Genomic DNA, 16,994 nt, shown 5'->3' on the forward strand with positions numbered 1-16,994 from the left:
GCGGGTATGCGGGAGGCACGTGCGGAGGATGCCCGGACCGAGGCCAGAAGGCTCGTCACGAGTCTGCTGGGCACGGAGAGACCCCAGGCCGGCGCCCTGCTCCGCGAGGCGGAGACGGCGCTGGGGGCCGGTCGTGTCGAGCGATGCGCGGAACTGGCGCGCGGAGCGCCGCTCACCCGCCGCTCCACCGAGCTCTCGGCGGTGGCCGCCCTGCTGGTCGGCACCCGCGACCTGGGGGAGGAGTGGTGGCGGCGGGCCCGCGGCGACAAGCTGCCCGCGCCGGACGAGGCGCTGTCGGCCGCGACCGCCATCGACCCGTGGACCGACCTGACCGTGCTGGAGATGCTCGCCGCCTGGATCGCCGACGACGCCGCCGACGAGGCGTGGGGCCCGCCGGCGGGGGCGGCCGACCTGAACTCCTGGCAGGCCGAGGACCGCGTCGGCCTGCCGCGGGACGCCGAGCCCGGCCGGCGCCTCGTCGTCGCCTTCGACGCGGGCGGCCGGCTCGACGCGCTGGTGGTCAGGCGCCCCGACGGTGAACTGGGCTCCAACCTCGACTTCGACTCTTTGCGCTACTCCCGCCCCGCCGAGGCCCAGTGGAGCTGGGGTGTGGCGGCGGGCCTCGGCCCGCACCCGCTGGGGGAGGACCCCGACCCCTACGCCGAGCCCGTCGACGACGACGCCGCCCGGACCCTGCGCGCCTGGGCCCTGGACAACGGCGCCTCCGCGCGGCAGGCCGGTGAGCCGTGGCGGACCAGGGGCGACGTGGTGGCGGCGGTCGACCGGGTCGACTGGATGTGGCGCAGCGGGGAGTGGTTCGCCTGGTGGCGGGCCGTGTCCGCGCTGGTCGACGGAGACGTCGACCGGCTCGCCGCCCGGCTTTCGGACATCGCTGACATGTCCTGATAGCGGCTGTCCGTTTCATCGGTGGAACGCCGGGCAGAGGAGCGCTCCCTCACCCCATCTCTCGCGCTCCGTCCGGTGTCCGCGGGCCGCGCCGCGCGGCGGCCGTCCGCCGGAGGCGGCGGCCGGAAGGACAACATGACGATGTTCCGCCGAAGGACACGACTCCTCGCCCTCGCCCTGCCGGTCGCCGTCCTCCTGTCGGCCTGCGGAGGAGAGGGGGGCGAGGGAGGGGAGGGCGACGGCTCCGACCGGTCACTGACGGTCTGGACGGTCGAGGACGTCGCCGACCGGGTGGAGGCGCAGAAACGCATCCTCGCCGACTTCACCAAGGCCACCGGGGTTCCGGCCAAGCTGGTGCCGGTCGCCGAGGACCAGCTCACGAGCGTCCTGTCGTCGGCCGCCGCGGCCGACGACCTGCCCGACGTGATCGGCGCCCTCCCGCTGACGGCCGTCAACCGCCTGCTCACCGACGACCTGCTCGACACCGAGACCGCCGCCGCCGTCGTCGGCGACCTGGGGGAGGGCACCTTCACCGAGCAGGCCCTGAAACTGACCCGTGGCAAGGGCGCCCAGCTCGCCGTGCCCAGCGACGGATGGGCGCAGCTGCTCTTCTACCGCAAGGACCTCTTCGACAAGGCCGGTCTGGCCGCCCCGGACACCTACGACGCGATCAGCAAGGCCGCCCGGACGCTCGGCAGGGACGGCACGACGGGTATCGTCGCCGGCACCGCGCCCGGCGACTCCTTCACCCAGCAGAGCTTCGAGTCGCTGGCCCTGGCCAACGGCTGCGACCTGGTCGGCGCGAACGGCGACGTCGCCCTGGACAGCCCCGGCTGCGCCGAGGCGTTCGGGTTCTACTCCGGACTGCTCCGCGACCACTCGGTGCGCGGCAACCAGGACGCCGACACCACGAGGGCGTCCTACTTCTCCGGCAGGGCCGCGATGACGATCTGGTCGTCCTTCCTGCTCGACGAGCTGGCCGGGCTCCGCGACGACGCCCTGCCCTCCTGCCCGGAGTGCAAGGACGACAAGACCTTCCTGGCGAAGAACACCGGCGTCGTCAGCGCGCTGCGCGGCCCGAAGGGCACGGCCCCCGTCACCTTCGGCGAGATCGTCTCCTGGGCGGTCGTCAAGGGCGCCCCGAGCGCCGAGGCGCGGAAGTTCGTGGGATACATGATGGGCGACGGCTACGAGAAGTGGCTCGCCGTCTCCCCCGAGGGCAAGGTCCCGGTACGGCAGGGCACCGAGGACGACCCGCGGCGCTACCTGACCGCCTGGAAGGACATGAAGGCGGGCGTGGACCGCAAGGAGCCCCTCTCACGCTTCTACGGCGAGGACGTCCTGGAATCGGTGATGAAGAGCCCCGAGTCCTTCGCCCGCTGGGGCGTCTCCCAGGGACAGGGCGAACTCGCCGGGGCCGCCGCCGGCCAGTTCATCGTCCCCAGGGCGCTGGCCGACCTCATCGGCTCGGGCGGTGACCCGGCGAAGGCGGCCGACGAGGCCGCCCGCAAGGTCAGGTCCCTCAAGGAAGAGATCGGCTCCTGACGCGCCCGGGAGGCGACCCCATGAGAAAGAACCGCCCGGAGGAACCGGCGGGCGGCCTCCGCAGGAGGGACGCGCGCACCGGGCTCCTGCTCATCTCCCCGACCCTCGTCATCGTGCTCGCGATCGTGGTCGTCCCGCTGCTGTGGTCGCTGCTCATCGCGTTCCAGCGGATGCGCCTGCTCAGCATCGGGCGGGTCGGGCTGTTCGAGAACCTCACCCTGGCCAACTTCCAGCGGGTCCTCACCTCCGGGGAGCTGGGGGAGGGCCTGGTGACCACGCTCGCCTACACCGCCGGGGCCACGGCGCTGTCCGTCTCACTGGGGCTGGCTGTGGCCCTGGCGCTCCGGCGGCCCTTCCGCGGCCGGGGACTCGTCAGGGCCGCCATGCTCCTGCCGTACATCGCCCCGGTGGTGGCGGTGACCTTCGTGTGGCGCGTCATGCTCAACCCCGAGTTCGGGATCGTCAACGCCGTGGGCACACGCCTGCTGGGGTGGGACGACCCGGTGGCGTTCCTGTCCCAGCCGACGGGCGAGCTGTCGCTCCTGGGTCTGCACCTCACGGTGCCGACCGCGCTGCTCACGCTGATCGCGTTCGAGGGGTGGCGGTACTTCCCCTTCGCGTTCCTGTTCCTGCTCGCCCGGCTGCAGGCGATGCCCCACAGCGTCGAGGAGGCCGCCACCGTGGACGGCGCCACCCCGCTGCAGTCGTTCCGCCATGTGATCCTCCCGCAGCTGATGCCCGTCATCGCGGTGCTGGTGGTGCTGCGCACCATCTGGACGTTCAACGAGTTCGACGACGTCTTCCTCCTCACCGGAGGCGGCGCCGGGACGGAGGTGGTCAGCGTGCGGGTCTACGAGCTGCTCACCGTGCAGCGCAACGTGGGCGCGGCCGCGGCCCAGTCCGTGGTCCTGGCCGCCGTGCTCGTCGTCCTCATCGGCGCCTACATGTGGCTGCTGCGGCGCCGCGGAGAGGAGTCACCGTGACGACCGCAGAGGAGAGCCGGGCGGCCGCCCCCGCCCGCCCGGCGCGCCGGCCCTGGAGCCGGGACCGCGTCGAGCGGACGGCACTGGGCGTCGCCCGCCCGGTGGTGATCGTCCTGGCGCTGGTCGCCACCCTGGTCCCGTTCGCCTACATGCTCGCGCTGTCGGTGCGGCCGATCAGCGACCTGCTGCGGGACCCGCTGGCGGTGTTCACCGCCCTCGGCGACCTCACGACGTCCACCTACCGGCAGGTGCTGGCCCCGGTGGACGCCGGAGGGCAGGGCTTCCTCGGCCTGCTGGGCAACAGCACCCTCGTCGCCGTCGGCTGCGTGCTGGCGACCCTCCTGGTCTCCATCCCCGGCGCGTACGCGGTGAGCCGGCTGCCGTTCTTCGGCCGCCGGAAGGTCGGCGTCCTGTTCCTGGCCGTCTACCTGTTCCCGAGCATCGTCGTGGCGATCCCGCTCTTCGTGCTCCTCACCCGCCTGCACCTGCGCGGCTCGCTGGCCGGCCTGGTGCTCGTCTACGTCGCCCAGACGGTGCCGGTGGCCGTCTACATGCTGCGCAACTACTTCGACGCGTTGCCCGAGAGCGTGGAGGAGGCGGGCCTGGTGGACGGCCTCGGCCGGCTCGGCGTCATCCGCCGGATCAGCCTGCCGCTGGCCATGCCCTCCGTCATCGCCACCGCCCTGTTCGTCTTCATGATCGCCTGGAACGAGTTCCTGTTCGCCCTGCTCTTCCTCGTCGACCGCCGGGAACGGTGGACCGTGTCGCTGGGGCTGTCCCAGCTGTCCGGCGGCGCGGAGGTCCCCACCACCACGCTCATGGCCGGATCGGTCATCATCACGGTGCCGGTGGTCCTGCTGTTCCTGTTCACCGAGCGGCTGCTCACCGAGGGACTGACCAGCGGCGCCGAGAAGGGCTGACCCGCCCCTTCCGCCGGGGCCACGGAGAGAGGCGGCCCCGGCGACCCGGAGGCGGTGGCCCGGCGGTCTGGTGGCCCGGTGAGGACGCCGGGCCCGGTCAGCTCCCGCCGAGGTCGCCCGCGCGGTGGTGCCGCCGGCACAACACCCGGTAGCGGATCGGGGCGGCGTCGGTGTCGCCGATGACGACCTGCTCGCCGGTGTGGACCATCTTGTCGCCGACCACGCGGGCGTTCAGCAGGCCGGGACGCCCGCACCAGCACAGGACCTCGACCTGCAGACGGCTGATCTCGTCGGCCAGCTCGAACAGGCGCTGGGCGGCGGGGAACATCTGCGACCGGAAGTCCGAGGCCAGCCCGAAGGCGTAGACGTCGACGCCGTGGTGGTCGGCGAGGTCGGCGAGCTGCTCGATCTGGTCCACGGTGTAGAAGCACGCCTCGTCGCAGATGACGTAGTCGACGGGCTCGTGCCGCCGGACCAGAGCCATCAGGTCGAGGTCGTCCTCCACCTCGATGGCCTCGCTGTCGAGCCCGATCCGGCTGGTGACCTTCGGCCCGCCCGAGCGGTCGTGCTTGGTCAGCACGAGACCGCGCCTGCCCTGACGGCCGTGGTTGTAGTTCATCTGCAGGGCCAGGGTGGACTTGCCGCAGTCCATCGGGCCGAAGTAGAAGCGCAGCACCCCGTCCCGGGTTCTGGGGGGAACGGTCGAAAGCGCGGACGATTCGGTCACGGGCCGCCAGCCTAGTGGGTCGGGGCGGGGTGTTTGGGCGGACGGTGCGCTGGTAGGAATTAACAGGTCCTTTGCCGGTACGGCCGAGTCCGGCCGGATCCGGCACCATGTGAACAGAGAGGGAGATCCCCTTTTGACCTTGAGAGAGTGGGAGAGCCCGTGACGACCACGAAACCCTCCATGCCCCCCGTCGACGGCGTCGACAGGAACTCCACGGGCCGGAAACCCGCCGCGACCGCCCCTGCGCCTTCGGGCGCCGGTCCGGCCAGGGCCGCCGAGACCGGGGAGATCCCCGCGCTCACCGCGATGATGACCGAGGACGAGGTCGTCGCCGCCAAGGCCGAGGCGGCCCGCTGGCGCTACGGGTTCTACGTCGTCCTCACCGGACTGCTGGTCATCCTCGTCGCGTTCGTCGTGATCGCCCTGCGCGCCGGTGAGAGCGCCGCACCGTTCGCCGGCCTGGTCGGGGTGTCGGGCGCGATCATCGGCGCCTACTTCGGCGTCCAGGTCGGCCAGTCCGGCAAGGACCGGGCCGAGGCGGAGCTGCGCCGTACCAACGAGATGGCCATCCGGCTGGCCGCGAAGGTCCACGCGCACGACGCGGACGCGGTGATCGGCTCGATCATGAGCCCGCGCCGCCGCTGACCGCGCGTCGGTTCCGGGGGCGGGCCGCGACCCGCCCCTCGCGGACCTTCGCGTGAAGGGCCGCCCGGCGGGAGAGGTTCCCACCGGGCGGCCCTTTCGCCGCTTCCGGGCGTCTTCCGGCGCCGCTCACCCCTGCCCCGCGCCTGCCGGGGCCGCCCGCCGTCTTCCGGGCCCCTCGCCCCTTCCCGGCCCTGCCGCCTTCCGGGCCCCTCGCCCCTTCCCGGCCCTGCCGCCTTCCGGCGGGTCAGCCTCGCGGCTGCGGCACGATCGGGCCCTCGCTCGCCTGGACCAGGACGAACCCCTGCCCCTGGAAGGCGAGCTGTACGGCCTCGCCGCTCCCGCGCCCGATGAGCGCCGCCGCCTTGAAGGTGCGGTTGATCCCCACGCCCAGCCCGGCGCTCCAGCACACCGCCGACTGGCTGTCGGCGAACGTCGGCCCCCAGGAGGTGTCGAGCAGCGCCGGCGTGCCGTGCGCGGTGACCGCGACCCAGCCGGTGCCGGTGAGCGTCGTGTTGAACAGGCCCCCGGCCGCGATGCCCGCGCCCTGCACCCGGTGGATGTCCCAGGAGAGCTGCGGGTCGAAGGCCAGCAGGTTCGTCCCGTTGACGGTGATCGCGTCGTTCTCCAGGTAGAACAGGTGCACGTCCTGGGCGTTGTCGGCGAGGAAGAGCATGCCCTGCCCGCGGACCCGCATCAGCGGCGCGCCCTCGCCGGTGACCATCTTCTTCAGCAGCTTGCCGACCCCGCCGCCCTCGTAGTCGAAGTCCATCTTCCCCTGGAAGGCCACCATCGACCCCTGGCGCGCGAGCACCTCACCGTTGAGCTGGACCCGCAGCATCTTGGCGTTCTGCAGGACGAAGTGGCCGGGGACCTGGTCCTGGTCCAGGTTGCCGAAGAACGAGCTGCGCACGGGCGATGCCTTCCGCGTCGGGGATGCGTCGGAGACGACGGTCACCTGTTCAGCGATCGCGACGGCCCTGGAGTTCCCGCCGGTCTCCGGGAAGCCACCGCCCGGCGAAGATCCGCCGTCACGCACACGCGCGGCTCCTGCCCGAGCCCGTGGGGCTTCTGGTCTCCCGCCGTGACCAATACTGTGGCGCTCATGGGCGAAGGCGAACCATCCCTGCGGCTGACGGACGTCATGACCACGCTGGACACGGCGCTCACGGCCCTGAGGGCCACAGGCGCCGATCTCGATTACCGGGTGGGCGGCACCGGCGCCGCTCTCCTGCAGGGCGTCCGTCTCCCAGCAGGGGACATCGATCTCCTGGTGGCCCGGCGGGAGGACGTGGACACGTTCGCCACGGCCCTCTCATCGTTCCCATGCCTCTACCCGGCCGCCTGGATTCCGGAGTCTTCCCAGTACTTCACCAGATACGAGATCGACGGGGTGACGACGGAGATCAGCACCGTCGAGCGGCGGACCGACTCGGACGGGCTGGAATGCGTCGGTCCCGGCCCATGGCGGCACTACGTCGTGATCCCGTGCGGCTCTCACCGCGTCCCCGCGGTCCGTCTGGAGCTCCGGCTGGCCACGGAGCTCCTACGGGATCGGCCCGATCGCTACGAACCTCTCCTCGACCACATGGGCTCCCACGGATTCGATCCTGATCTCCTGCGGACGGCGATGAACGCGTGCCGCCTTCCAGCGGAACGCCGACGACTGGCCCAAGATCGCCTCACATGCTTCTCTGCCGGCCTCGAATCGTGAAGCGGCGAATGGAAAGAAGCCGGTTCGATCAAGGCCTGAAGTCGTAGGCTCGTGGTCATGGGGGCCGGACACGCCGATGAGGAGCTTCGTCGTCTGGTGGACCGGTTTTCGCCGGCCCAGGCGCGTCGCCTTCTGCCTTCGGTGAAGGCAGATCCCGAACCGCCTGAGCCGGTTCGACGTCGTCTGTCGATCGCCGGGATCGGCTCATCCGGAGAAGGTGATCTGTCGGAACGGGTCGAAGACCTGCTGATGGAGCGGTTCAATCGATCGGGATGACCGCCACGCTCCCGGACACCGGCCCCATCTCAAGGCATGAAAGTTCCCGCCGGTGGAGAAACAGCTGGGATCGAAGGCCGGGCTCGTCATCGCCGTGGTCGTCGACGAAGGTCCGCCCGTGGGTTCCCCGCCGGTTCGCCGAAGAGTGCCCAACCGCTCCGGGTCGCTTCGGCATTCTCCGCCGATTCGCCGGGACCGCCGTACTGGGTAGACACGGGAGCATGCGCAGCGTCCGTATCGGGGTCGACACCGGCGGCACGTTCACCGACGTGGTCGCGGTGGACGAGCGGACCGGGGAGATCACCACCGTCAAGACCCCCTCCACGCCCGCCGACCCGGCGGACGGGTTCATGGAGGGGGTGCGCAAGGTCCTCGCCGCGGCCGGAGCCGAGGCCGAAGCTGAGACAGGAGCCGAGGTCGGGGCCGCGATCGGGACCGGGAACGAGGACGGGGTCGGGAGCGAGGACGGGGTCGGGAGCGGGGCCGAGGGCCGGGCCGACGGGTTGGAGGGCGTGACGGCGGTCGTGCACGGCACGACCGTCGCCACCAACCAGCTCCTGGAGGACCGCGTCTCCGGCCTCGGGTTCGTCACCACCGAGGGGTTCGAGTTCATCCTGGAGATCGCCCGGCAGAGCGTCCCGGACGGCTACGGCAACTCCTACTTCTGGGTGAAACCGCCGAGGATCGTCCCGGTGCACCGGGTCAGGACCGTCGGAGGGCGCCTGGACCACACCGGCGCCGAGGTCCGGCCGTTCGACGACGAGGAGGCCGTGGCGGCGGCCAGGTGGTTCCGGGAGCGGGGGATCACCGCGATCGGCGTGTGCTTCCTGCACTCCTACGCGAATCCCGCGCACGAGCTGCGCATGCGCGAGATCCTGGCGCGGGAGCACCCCGAGGCGGTCGTCTCGATCTCCAGCGACGTGCTGCGTGAGTACCGCGAGTACGAGCGGTCCGTCACGACCCTGGTGGACGCCGCGGTCAAGCCGACCGTGCGCCGCTACATCGCCGGGCTCGCCGAACGGCTCGGCATGCCGTTCTCGGTCATGAAGAGCAACGGCGGCGTGCTGTCGGCGGCCGAGGTCGTGCACCGGCCCGTCACCACGGTGCTCTCCGGCCCGGCGGCGGGCGCGCTCGGCGCCGCGCTGATCGCCTCCACCGCCGGGCACCCGTCGGTGATCACCCTGGACGGCGGCGGCACCTCGACCGACGTCGCGGTGGTGATCGAGGGCGAGCCGTCGCTGACCACGGAGGGCTCCGTCGGCCGGTACCCGTGCAAGATCCCGATGATCGACATCGTGACCGTCGGCGCGGGCGGGGGCTCCGTCGCGTGGATCTCACCCGAGGGGACGCTCAAGGCCGGGCCCCGGTCGGCCGGGGCCGACCCCGGGCCGCTCTGCTACGGCCGCGGCGGCACCGACGTCACCGTCACCGACGCGCACGTCTTCCTCGGCCGGGTCCCGCCGTACCTGCTGGGCGGGGAGATCCCGCTCGACGCCGGCGCCGCGCGGCGGGGCGTCGAGGAGCTGGCGGGCAAGCTGGGGCTGAGCGCCGAGCGGACCGCCGCCGGCATCCTGGAGATCAGCGCTTTCAACCAGTCCAACGCGATCCGCCGGATCACCGTCGGGCGGGGCCTGGACGTGCGCGACTTCCCCATGGTGGCGTTCGGCGGCTCGGGCCCGCTGCTCGCGTGCCGCCTGATCGACATCCTCGGACTGCCGTCGGTGCTGGTGCCGCCCGACCCGGGCAACGTGTCGGCGTTCGGCCTGCTCACCGTGGACGTCAAGGACGACTACGTGCGCACCTTCGTGACCCGGGACCTCTCCCTCGCCGACGCCGCCGACGTCTTCGGTGAGCTGGAGGAACGGGCCGCCGAGGCCCTGACCCGCGAGGGCTTCCCCGCCGACCGGCACGTCTACGCCCGCAGCGCCGACCTGCGCTACTACGGCCAGGCGTACGAGGTGCGGGTGCCCGTACCGGCCGGGCCGCCGGACGAGGCGTGGCGGGCCGAGGTGCTGGCCCGCTTCCACGAGGCCCACCGGCGGCTGTACGGGTACGGCTACCCCGGCGACCCCCGCCACGGCGTCGAATGGGTCAGCCTCCGCGTCTCCGGCATCGGCCCGATCACCCGCCCGGCCATCCGGCGCAGGCCGTACGGCGCCGCGGAACCTCCGCCGCCGGCGGCGGTCCGGGAGGTCTTCTACGACGGGTGGGCGCGGGTGCCGATCCACCGTCGCGCCGCGCTGGCCCCCGGGACGACCGTCCGCGGCCCGGCCGTCATCGAGGAGTACGGCTCCACGCTGCCGCTGCACCCGGGTTTCACGGCGCGGATGGACGAGTACGGGAACCTGGAGGTGCGCCGTGGACCCTGAGCGACCGATGAGCGGGGGCGGGGTCGGCGCGGAGAGTGGAGTGGTCCGCGAGGGACGAGCGGCCCGCGGCGCGGGCGAGGAGTGGTGAGCGACCGATGAGCGCGGCCGATCCGGTGCTGGTGGAGATCGTCGAGGGCACGCTCGCCTCGGTGGAGCGGGAGGTCGAGACCGCCATCGCCCGTACCGCCCGCTCGCCGATGATCCGTGACGCCCACGACTTCCGCGCGGGCATCCACGACGTACGGCTGCGCAAACTCACCGGCAGGTCGTACTCGGCGCTGGTCCAGCCCGTGGTCCGCGACTTCCCGGTCGCGGAGATGAACCCCGGCGACGTGTTCTTCCACAACGACGTCTACCTGTCCGAGGGCGGCATCGGCCACCTGCCCGACCTGTGCGTGACGGTCCCGGTCTTCCACGACGGCGCCGTGGTGGCCTTCGTGCAGGCGTTCGGGCACCACGACGACATCGGCGGGGCGGTCCCGGGGTCGATGCCCTCGCACGCGCGCAGCGTGTTCGAGGAGGGCCTCATGGTCCCGCCGATCAGGCTGTGGGACCGGGGCGTGCCCAACCGGGCCGCGCTGACCATCATGACCCGCAACTCCCGCATGCCCGACTCGCTGGCCGGCGATCTGGACGCCGAGTGCTCGGCCTGCCTGATGGGCGCCCGGCGGCTGGCGGAGCTGTTCGCCCGCTACGGGCGCGAGGCGGTCGAGGCGTGCTTCGACGCGATCATCGCGAACACCACCGAGACGTTCCGCAGGGAGCTGCTGGCGAAGATCCCCGAGGGGGTCCACGTCTGGGAGGACTACGCCGAGCACGACGGCGTCGACCCGCCCCGGCTGCACGCCCAGCGGATCACCCTCACCGTCGACCACTCCGCCGCCGTGCCGCTGGTCATCGACTTCACCGGCACCTCACCGCAGGCGAAGGGGCCGATCAACCACGCCGGCGACTACGCCGACGGGGTGTTCCTGAAGAAGTGGCTCGCGCCGATCCTGCGCAACCTCGCCGACACCCCCGAGCGGATGGCCGGGCTGGACGTCAACGAGGGCGTCGTCCCGCTGATCGGGATGCGCTTCCCGGAGAAGGGCACGCTGCTCACCCCGATCTTCCCCGCCCCCACCAACGCCCGCACGTTCGTGATCCTGCGGCTGCTCGGCGTGCTGGCCGGGGTGCTGGCCAAGGCGACCGGCGGGCGGATGCCGGCCGACCAGGAGACCATCCGCTACACCGGCGTCCACGGGACCGGCGCGGACGGCGCGCCGTACCTGATGCGGGAGGTCCTCGGCGGCGGCTCGGGCGGCCGGTGGTACGCCGACGGCGAGGACACCATCCACGTCGTGCCCGATTCGCGCAACATCCCGGTGGAGTTCGCCGAGTCCCGCTGGCCGCTGCGGGTCGAACGGCTGGGCCTGGCGCGCGACTCCGGCGGCCCCGGCCTCCACCGGGGCGGCCTCGGCTACGACAAGCACATCCGGATGCTGCGCGACGCCTCGTTCATGTCCATCGCCGACCGGTCGATCCTGTCGTGCTGGGGGGTGAACGGCGGGCGGGCCGGGCGGCCGTTCTCCGTGGAGATCGAGGGCCGGGCGATGGAGGGCCTGGTGGACGACGCCCCGGTCCGCGCGGGCGAGGTCATCCGGGTGCGCACCACCGGGGGCGGCGGCTGGGGCTGCCCGCTGGACCGTGACCCGGAGGCGGTGGCCGCAGACGTCCGCGACGGCAAGGTCTCGCCGGAGAGCGCCCGCGACGACTACGGGGTGATCCTGCGCCTCCCCGGCGGGTCCGGCGCCGCCGGCACCCCGGACGACCTGTTCGGCTCGGGCGGCCCGTACGGCTCACCCGGCGCGGGTGGCGCGGACGGCACGGATGGCCCGGGCCCCGTGGACGCGCCGGCGGTCGACGCCGAGGCCACCGCCCGCCGCCGAGCCGAGCTCCGCGCCCTGCTCCCCGGAACCGCCCCCTTCTTCGACCGCGGCCCCGGCTTCCCGTCACTGTCCGGCGGCCTGCCGCACGCCGACGTGGACTTCGGGTGACGGCTCCGGGCGATCAGGGTGCCTGCGCGGGGCGGTTCAGCCGCGGTGGCGGAGGATGCGCATGACGGCGAGGGCGCCGAAGGCGAGGGCGGCGGTGAGCAGGATGGCCGTCTCTGTCCACTGGAAGCGCCAGAACCGGTCCACGGGGTGGTGGTAGACCGCCCGGCGGTAGCCCCCGGCGGCCAGGCAATCCTCCCTGAGGATCTGGGCCCGCTCGGAGCGGACGTCCACCCCCGCCGGGGGTGGGCAGGCGGCGGGCGGCGGAGCGGCGATCTCCCTGCCCGAGGGGGCCACCCAGGACTCCTCGACCAGCAGGTCGCCGCGTTCGTAGAGCGCCGTCCGCTCGGCGGTGACGGTCCGCACCGGCTCGGCGTAGGCGTCCCTGGAGAAGAAGACGGCCGGGATGGCGACGGCGATCACCGCAACCGTCACGGCCATCGCCGCGAGGGTGCGGCGCACGAGCGCCCCGGCGGCGGTGCCCAGCATGAAGGCGAACAGCCACCACGCGGCCGGGACGACTCCGATCATGGTGAACGTCCCCGCCTGCAGCTTCCGCTCGCCGACGGCGTCCTCGAACACCGTCAGCCACAGACTGATCATCACCGACACGGTGAGCGCGGCGGCCACGACGATCCCGCCGAGCGTCGTCAGCTTGACGGCCAGCCACCGCCGGACCGGCACCGACTGGGTCCAGGCGAGGGCGTTGGTGCCGCGCTCGAACTCCGCGGCGAGCACCGGCGCGCCCCAGAACGCCCCGACCAGCCCGGCGCCGAGGAAGGGGAGCAGCCCGAAGACCAGGTAGACGGGGTTGTAGTACTCCTCGTAGAGGACCGAGTTGACGCTCCGGCACGCGACGCCGGAGCCGGGGCAGCCGGGCGGCGCGTGCCCGGCGATGTAGGCGGAGGCACGCAGGCCGGAGACGAGCAGCAGGATTCCCAGGGCGAGCAGCAGCCCGCCCGTCACCAGGATCTGCGCGCGGTGCTGCCGCCAGGTCAGCCAGAACAAGGGGGGTTCCTCTCGAAGGGACTCGAGGTCAGGGCGTGGGGGACAGGGCGGGACGGGGGAGCGCCGCGGCGTCGGGGGCGCGCAAGTAGGCCAGGACCATCTCTTCCAGCGTCACGGGGCGGGCGCTCCAGCGCGGGTCGGCCGGCGGCGCGGCGTCGCGGACGAGCAGGGTGGCCTGCCGCCCGGTGCCGCCCCGGGAGACCGTCGGCAGCCGGGCGGCGAGCGCGCCGGCGGTGTCGGACGGCCCGGTCAGCAGGCTGTGCCGGGCCATCAGGTCGTCGATGTCGCCGCTGACCTGGACCCGGCCCCCGTTGACCACGACCAGCCAGTCGCAGACGCCCTCCAGTTCGGAGACGACGTGCGAGGACAGCAGGACCGTCAGCCCGGTCTCGGCCACCGCGCCCATCAGGCCGCGGGTCACGTCGTCGCGGGCCAGCGGGTCCAGGTCGGCCAGCGGCTCGTCCAGCACCAGCAGGTCGGGGCGCTTGGCCAGCGCGACGGTCAGCGCCACCTGGGTCCGCTGGCCACCGGAGAGCCGGCCGACCCTGCGGTCGAGCGGGATGCCCAGCTCGGCCAGCCGCCGCCGGGCCGCCGCGTCGTCCCAGCGGCGGGGGTTGAGCCCGCGCCCGAACCGCAGCATCTCCGACACCCGGAACCCGGGGTAGAGCGGCTTGTTCTGGGCCACGAACGCCATCCTCTCCCCGTTCTCGCGGGCCGGGCGGCCGAAGACGCGCACCTGCCCCGTGGTCGGGGTGAGCAGGCCCACGGCGAGCCGCAGGAGGGTGGTCTTGCCCGCGCCGTTCGGCCCGACCAGGGCGGCGACCCGGCCGGCCGGGACCGCCACCGAGCAGTCGCGCAGCGCCCAGGTGCGCCGGTGGCGCATGCCCAGGCCGGTGGTCTCCAGCGCGTTCATACGGTCTCCTCCCGGAAGAAGGCGGTCTCCCGCCGAATCTCCCGCCGGTTCTCCTGACGAAGGGAGGCGCTCTCCGGCGGGTTCATGCGGTCTCCTGCCGGAAGGAGTCGGTCAGGACCGAGGCGATGAGCGCCTCCAGGTCCTCCAGCGTCAGACCGGCCTGGCGGCCGTCGCGCACCCAGCGGACCAGTTCGGTGCGCAGCCGGGCGCGGTCGTCCATGGAGGTCTGGCCCAGCGACCGCTGCACGAACGTGCCGAGGCCCGGCCGCCCGGCGACCAGGCCCTCCCGTTCCAGCTCGCGGTACGCCTTGAGCACGGTGTTGGGGTTGATCGCGAGCTGGGCCACGACCTCCTTGGCGGTGGGCAGCCGGTCGCCGGGCCGCAGGACGCCGAGGCGGAGGGCGTGCCGTACCTGCTGGACGAGCTGGAGGTAGGTCGCCACCCCCGACCCCCGGTCGAGGCGGAATTCGATCACGCCGCCACCTTTCACTAATGGATTAGGGGAATAGTGGAGACCTTCCCGGCGCGTGTCAAGCCACGCCTTCGCCCTTGCGGTCTCTTACAACGGGTTCGACACGCTTTGACGTCATCCTGTGATCTCCCATTGACGGGGAGATCGTCCTGGGTTCTGCTTCGGTTGGACATTTGTGATCGTCGCCGGGCCAGGGACGATCCGGGAGACGGGATGGGACGCGCATGCGCCTTCGATCGGTGGCGGCGAGCCTCGCGCTGGCCGCGGCGTCCTTGACGATCACGGCCGTTCCCGCCCCCGCGGAGACCGGCCCCGTCCCGGCGAAGGCCGCCGCCCGGTCCGTCACGAAGACCGTCTCGGAGGCCGCCGCGGCGTCCGTCTCGGAGTCGGCCTCGGAGACCGCCGCGAGGGCCCCGGCGAGGACCCTTCCGCAGATCACCGCGCGGACCCTCCCGGAGTCCGTCGCGAAGTCCCTCTCCGAGACCGCCGCGCGGTCTCTTTCGAAGGCCGTCGCGAAGTCCCTCTCGAAGACCGCCGCGCACGCCGAGCCCGTCCGGCCCGCGACGCCCGCCCCGGGAACCGCCGGATGCGATCCCGTCGCCGGCGTCGAATGCCTGCTGCCGTTCCCCAACGACTGGTTCACCACCCGGGCACGCACCCGTACCGGCCTGCGGGTGAACCTCGCGGCCGAGGCCATGCCGCGCAACGCGGCGGGCGTCCCCGTCGATCCGGCGCAGTGGAACGCCGCCGACGGCTTCTCACCCGGGTCCATGCTGCTGGCCCACGCCCCCGGGATCGACCTGGGCAGGACCGGCGCCGCGCCGGTCACCGACATCGGGTGGTCGCTGCGCCGCGACGCCCCCGTCGTGATCGTGGACACCCGCACCGGGGAGCGCTGGCCGTACTGGGCGGAGCTGGACGCCAACGCCGCCGACCCCGCCCGGCGGGCGCTGATCGTGCGGCCGGCGCGCAACTTCCGGGAGGGGCACCGCTACGCCGTCGCCCTGCGCAGGCTCAAGGACGCCGACGGGCGCGACCTCCCGGCGCCGGAGACCTTCGCCCGGCTCCTCGGCGACGATCTGCCGGCGCGGGACCCGCTCGCCGCCCGGCAGCGGGCGCTGCGCCGTACGGTCGAGGATCTCGGGCGGGCCGGGGTGGACGCCGGGGACCTCTACCTGGCCTGGGACTTCACCGTCGCCAGCGAGCAGGGCATCGCCGGGCCGGTGCTCGCCATGCGCGACCGGACGCTGCGCTCGCTGCGCGGCCGCTCGCCGGAGTTCACGGTCGGCTCCGTCACCGACCTCACGCCCGAGCAGGACCCGGGCATCGCCCGCGAGGTCACCGGAGAGATCTCCGTCCCCAACTACCTCGACAGGCCCGGCGGCCCGCCCGGGTCGAGCCTCAACCGGGGCCCAGACGGGCTGCCCCGCCCGCTCGGCGACACGCTGAAGGCGCAGTACCAGTGTGAGATCCCGCGCTCGGCGTTCCGGCGGCCCGCCAGAGCCGCCCTGTACGGCCACGGCCTGCTGGGCCGGGCCACCGAGGTGCGCGCGGCCAACGTGCGGGCGATGGCCGCCGAGCACGGCTTCGTCTTCTGTGCGACCAAGTGGATCGGCATGGCGGAGGAGGACGTCCAGCACGTGGCGGGCGTTTTCTCCGATCTCTCCCGGTTCGGCACGGTCACCGACCGCCTCCAGCAGAGCCTGCTGGATTTCGTCCTCCTCGGCCGGGCGATGACCGCCGGGGACGGCTTCGCGGGCCACGACGCCTTCCAGGACGGGCACGGCAGGGCGCTGATCGACCGGCGGGCCGGTCTCGCCTACGACGGCAACAGCCAGGGGGCCATCGCGGGCGGCGCGCTGGTCGCCGTCTCGCCCGACGTGCGCAACGCCGTGCTGGGAGTGCCGGGGATGAACTACAGCACGCTGCTCAACCGCAGCGTCGACTTCCAGCCGTTCCAGCGGCTCATGGACGCCTCCTACCCCGACAAGCTCACCCAGCAGGTCTGCTTCGCGCTGATGCAGATGCTGTGGGACCGGGCCGAGACGAACGGCTACGCCCAGCACCTGACCGACGACCCGCTGCCCGGTTCGCCCCGCCACCGCGTGCTGCTGCACGCCGCCTTCGGCGACCACCAGGTCTCCACGGTGACCGCCGAGGTGGAGGCCCGCACGATCGGGGCCCGGATCCACCGGCCCGCGCTCGCCGCGGACCGCAGCCCGGACGTGGTGCCGTTCTGGGGGCTGCGGGCGCTGCCCCGCGAGCCGTACGAGGGGTCGGCGCTGGTGGTCTGGGACAGCGGCACGCCCGTCCCGCCGACGGTCAACGTCCCCCCGCTCGGCCCGCAGTACGGTCACGATCCGCACGAGGATCCGCGCAACGACGTCCGCGCGCGGGTGCAGAAGGCCCACTTCCTGCGGGACGGCCTGGTGGTCGACGTCTGCGGCGACGCCCCCTGCACGACCGCGCCGGCCCGGGACTGAGCC

The 16,994-nt window shown here is 73.0% G+C and carries 15 protein-coding genes; 10 read left to right on the forward strand and 5 right to left on the reverse strand.

Going from position 1 to position 16,994, the window contains the following annotated elements:
- The first annotated feature begins 6 nt into the window (after positions 1–6).
- From ACZ6W9_RS30390 to ACZ6W9_RS30405, 4 genes are all read left to right on the forward strand, one after another.
- The gene (locus ACZ6W9_RS30390) at positions 7–906 is read left to right on the forward strand and encodes a hypothetical protein (RefSeq protein WP_470120796.1); all 900 of its coding nucleotides are present in this window, start codon (positions 7–9) and stop codon (positions 904–906) included.
- A gap of 141 nt (positions 907–1,047) precedes the next feature.
- Positions 1,048–2,451 carry an ABC transporter substrate-binding protein gene (locus ACZ6W9_RS30395; RefSeq protein ID WP_470120798.1) on the forward strand — a complete coding sequence of 468 codons (1,404 nt, stop codon included), beginning with the start codon at positions 1,048–1,050 and terminating at the stop codon, positions 2,449–2,451.
- Positions 2,452–2,471: 20 nt separating this feature from the next.
- The gene (locus tag ACZ6W9_RS30400; RefSeq protein ID WP_470120800.1) at positions 2,472–3,434 is read left to right on the forward strand and encodes a carbohydrate ABC transporter permease; all 963 of its coding nucleotides are present in this window, start codon (positions 2,472–2,474) and stop codon (positions 3,432–3,434) included.
- Entirely contained in the window at positions 3,431–4,354 is a 924-nt protein-coding gene (locus tag ACZ6W9_RS30405; protein ID WP_389960630.1) for a carbohydrate ABC transporter permease, read from the forward strand. Before ACZ6W9_RS30400 ends, ACZ6W9_RS30405 begins: the two co-directional genes overlap by 4 nt.
- A 97-nt stretch (positions 4,355–4,451) precedes the next feature.
- On the opposite strand, the gene ACZ6W9_RS30410 is transcribed toward ACZ6W9_RS30405, so the two are convergent.
- A complete protein-coding gene (locus tag ACZ6W9_RS30410; RefSeq protein ID WP_470120802.1) occupies positions 4,452–5,081 on the reverse strand; it encodes a thymidine kinase in 630 nt (209 codons plus the stop codon).
- A 159-nt stretch (positions 5,082–5,240) separates the two neighbouring features.
- Here ACZ6W9_RS30410 and ACZ6W9_RS30415 point away from each other — a divergent pair, with 159 nt between their 5' ends.
- Entirely contained in the window at positions 5,241–5,726 is a 486-nt protein-coding gene (locus ACZ6W9_RS30415) for a hypothetical protein (RefSeq protein WP_389960634.1), read from the forward strand.
- Between the two features lie 244 nt (positions 5,727–5,970).
- On the opposite strand, the gene ACZ6W9_RS30420 is transcribed toward ACZ6W9_RS30415, so the two are convergent.
- On the reverse strand, positions 5,971–6,636 hold the full coding sequence (locus tag ACZ6W9_RS30420) for an AIM24 family protein (protein ID WP_389960636.1): 666 nt from the start codon (positions 6,634–6,636) through the stop codon (positions 5,971–5,973).
- Between the two features lie 231 nt (positions 6,637–6,867).
- Between ACZ6W9_RS30420 and ACZ6W9_RS30425 the strand changes: the two genes are divergently transcribed.
- The 4 genes from ACZ6W9_RS30425 (at position 6,868) to ACZ6W9_RS30440 (ending at position 12,118) form a co-directional block, all read left to right on the forward strand.
- Positions 6,868–7,437, forward strand: coding sequence for a hypothetical protein (locus ACZ6W9_RS30425; protein ID WP_470120804.1), 570 nt, complete (start codon positions 6,868–6,870; stop codon positions 7,435–7,437).
- A 57-nt stretch (positions 7,438–7,494) separates the two neighbouring features.
- Positions 7,495–7,713, forward strand: a complete 219-nt coding sequence (locus ACZ6W9_RS30430; protein ID WP_470120806.1) for a hypothetical protein — start codon at positions 7,495–7,497, stop codon at positions 7,711–7,713.
- A 221-nt stretch (positions 7,714–7,934) separates the two neighbouring features.
- A complete protein-coding gene (locus ACZ6W9_RS30435) occupies positions 7,935–10,082 on the forward strand; it encodes a hydantoinase/oxoprolinase family protein (RefSeq protein WP_389960642.1) in 2,148 nt (715 codons plus the stop codon).
- Positions 10,083–10,177: 95 nt separating this feature from the next.
- Positions 10,178–12,118, forward strand: a complete 1,941-nt coding sequence (locus tag ACZ6W9_RS30440; protein WP_470120808.1) for a hydantoinase B/oxoprolinase family protein — start codon at positions 10,178–10,180, stop codon at positions 12,116–12,118.
- A 36-nt stretch (positions 12,119–12,154) separates the two neighbouring features.
- Here ACZ6W9_RS30440 and ACZ6W9_RS30445 read toward each other — a convergent pair whose 3' ends face one another.
- From ACZ6W9_RS30445 to ACZ6W9_RS30455, 3 genes are all read right to left on the reverse strand, one after another.
- Positions 12,155–13,123, reverse strand: a complete 969-nt coding sequence (locus ACZ6W9_RS30445) for a hypothetical protein (protein WP_470120810.1) — start codon at positions 13,121–13,123, stop codon at positions 12,155–12,157.
- Positions 13,124–13,151: 28 nt separating this feature from the next.
- Entirely contained in the window at positions 13,152–14,036 is an 885-nt protein-coding gene (locus ACZ6W9_RS30450) for an ABC transporter ATP-binding protein (RefSeq protein ID WP_389960648.1), read from the reverse strand.
- Between the two features lie 82 nt (positions 14,037–14,118).
- Complete coding sequence (locus ACZ6W9_RS30455; protein ID WP_389960650.1) at positions 14,119–14,511, reverse strand: GntR family transcriptional regulator; 393 nt, start codon at positions 14,509–14,511, stop codon at positions 14,119–14,121.
- 221 nt (positions 14,512–14,732) lie between these two features.
- Here ACZ6W9_RS30455 and ACZ6W9_RS30460 point away from each other — a divergent pair, with 221 nt between their 5' ends.
- Positions 14,733–16,991 carry a hypothetical protein gene (locus ACZ6W9_RS30460; RefSeq protein WP_389960652.1) on the forward strand — a complete coding sequence of 753 codons (2,259 nt, stop codon included), beginning with the start codon at positions 14,733–14,735 and terminating at the stop codon, positions 16,989–16,991.
- Positions 16,992–16,994 lie beyond the last annotated feature (3 nt).

This window comes from Streptosporangium sp. NPDC053982 (assembly GCF_055585205.1).

What these genes read in the sequence shown, in the direction of transcription:
- ACZ6W9_RS30460 (WP_389960652.1), top strand. Translation starts at nt 14,733, where the DNA reads ATGCGCCTTCGATCGGTGGCGGCGAGCCTCGCGCTGGCCGCGGCGTCC.
- ACZ6W9_RS30390 (WP_470120796.1), top strand. Translation starts at nt 7, where the DNA reads ATGCGGGAGGCACGTGCGGAGGATGCCCGGACCGAGGCCAGAAGGCTC.
- ACZ6W9_RS30440 (WP_470120808.1), top strand. Translation starts at nt 10,178, where the DNA reads ATGAGCGCGGCCGATCCGGTGCTGGTGGAGATCGTCGAGGGCACGCTC.
- ACZ6W9_RS30435 (WP_389960642.1), top strand. Translation starts at nt 7,935, where the DNA reads ATGCGCAGCGTCCGTATCGGGGTCGACACCGGCGGCACGTTCACCGAC.
- ACZ6W9_RS30450 (WP_389960648.1), bottom strand. Translation starts at nt 14,036, where the DNA reads ATGAACGCGCTGGAGACCACCGGCCTGGGCATGCGCCACCGGCGCACC.
- ACZ6W9_RS30400 (WP_470120800.1), top strand. Translation starts at nt 2,472, where the DNA reads ATGAGAAAGAACCGCCCGGAGGAACCGGCGGGCGGCCTCCGCAGGAGG.
- ACZ6W9_RS30425 (WP_470120804.1), top strand. Translation starts at nt 6,868, where the DNA reads ATGACCACGCTGGACACGGCGCTCACGGCCCTGAGGGCCACAGGCGCC.
- ACZ6W9_RS30395 (WP_470120798.1), top strand. Translation starts at nt 1,048, where the DNA reads ATGTTCCGCCGAAGGACACGACTCCTCGCCCTCGCCCTGCCGGTCGCC.
- ACZ6W9_RS30430 (WP_470120806.1), top strand. Translation starts at nt 7,495, where the DNA reads ATGGGGGCCGGACACGCCGATGAGGAGCTTCGTCGTCTGGTGGACCGG.